At 70.5% G+C, this 1,286-nt stretch carries 1 protein-coding gene; it reads right to left on the reverse strand.

From position 1 onward, the window contains the following. Positions 1-43: 43 nt before the first annotated feature. Positions 44-1,285 carry an IS701 family transposase gene (locus AB0D59_RS51105; RefSeq protein ID WP_362580091.1) on the reverse strand — a complete coding sequence of 414 codons (1,242 nt, stop codon included), beginning with the start codon at positions 1,283-1,285 and terminating at the stop codon, positions 44-46. Between the last annotated feature and the right edge of the window lies 1 nt (position 1,286).

Genomic DNA, 1,286 nt, shown 5'->3' on the forward strand with positions numbered 1-1,286 from the left:
GGCAGGGAGCGGTGGCAGGTGGTGCAGGTGCCGGTCCAGCAGTTCAGCAGGTCCTGGATGGCGTCGAGGATCTGGTAGAGGGTGAGCCCGCTGTATCGGCTTTTGGGGCCAGTCGCTGTTCGGTGAGGAACGCGTGGGCTGCGGTGACCAGGGTGACGTGGTGATGCCAGCCGGCCCAGGATCGTCCCTCGAAGTGGTCCAGGCCCAGGCCGTGCTTGAGTTCCCGGTAGTCGTGCTCGATCCGCCAGCGGATCTTGGCCAGGCGGACCAGTTCAGCCGGCGGGGTGTCGGCGGGCAGGTTGGACAGCCAGTAGTCGGTGGGTGCTTCGGCGTCTTCGGGCCATTCGGCCAGCAGCGTGACCTCGGGCAGGACACCGTCCCAGTGGCCGTCTTCGGCGGTGCCGGCGGCCTGGGCCAGGCGGCGGGCCCGGACCCCGGCCGGCCGCACCCGCACGGCCAGAAAGCGCGAGCGCATCGGCCCGCGGGAGCCTTCCCGCCAGGTCACCTCGGTGAACGCCTGCCGCCCGTGGCCAACGGCTAAAACGGCCACAGAGGACGGCTTCTCGCGGTAGCGGGGCTGCGGCCTGCGACCGTTCCCGGACCAGGCCGGGGCGGTGGGCAGCGCGTCGTGCGGGTGGACGGTCACGTCCGAACGGACCGCGACGACATATCCGATGCCCCGATCGCTCAGGCCGTCGCGGAAGTCGGCGTTGTGCCCGTAGCCGGCGTCGGCCACCACCACCGGCGGAACCAGACCCCACCCGGCCAGTTCGTCGAGAGTGTCCAGGGCCAGGCGCCACTTCTCCCGGTGCCCGACCTCTGGCGGTATCCCGGTCTTCTGCCGCCGTGGCGCATCGTGCGCCCACTCCTGGGGCACGAACAACCGCCACTGCAGCGGACAGGAGGCAGTGTCGGAGACCGCGTGCACGCTCACCGCGACCTGGCAGTTGGCCCGCTTGCCCAGCGCCCCGCAGTACTGGCGCGCGACCGCCACCGACATCTTCCCGTCTTTGGGGAACGAGACGTCATCGACCGCCCAGGCATCCGGGCCGATCCGCGGCACCATCCGCTCCGCGATCCGCCGCCGCACCGGCACCGGATCCCACGTCGACTGGTTCACGAACTGCTGCAGGTTCTGCTCGTTGCCGTCCGGCAGCCGCTCCGCCATCGGCTGGATCGATTTGCGCCGCCCGTCCAGCATCAGCCCGCGCAGATAGCAGTCGCCCTTCGCCCGCTGATCCTTGCGCGGCACCGACGCGAACACATCAGCCACGAATAACGCCAAC

The sequence above is a fragment of the Streptomyces sp. NPDC048417 genome (genome assembly GCF_040651615.1).
Taxonomy (GTDB): Bacteria; Actinomycetota; Actinomycetes; order Streptomycetales; family Streptomycetaceae; genus Streptomyces.